The sequence below is a fragment of the Salipiger sp. genome, from assembly GCF_059781815.1.
Window position 1 is genome coordinate 1 of the sequence record NZ_JBYNAH010000093.1, and the last position, 214, is coordinate 214.

At 66.8% G+C, this 214-nt stretch carries 1 protein-coding gene; it reads left to right on the forward strand.

From position 1 onward, the window contains the following. On the forward strand, positions 1–214 hold a 214-nt coding region (locus tag AC6RA4_RS12470), incomplete at both ends, for a hypothetical protein (protein ID WP_500160732.1).

The window sequence follows — 214 nt, forward strand, 5'->3', positions numbered from 1 at the left end:
CCTCAGAAGGGGACGGATGTTCCGCCGCCGACGCTGGGCAATGACAAGACGCCGCCGCTGACACCGGACCCGCAGCTGACGCCGCCTCAGAAGGGGACGGATGTTCCGCCGCCGACGCTGGGCAATGACAAGACGCCGCAACTGACGCCGAAGTCAGTAGCGCAGATCACCGGCACGGCGGTGGGGACGGTGACGGAAGACACCCATCTCACGA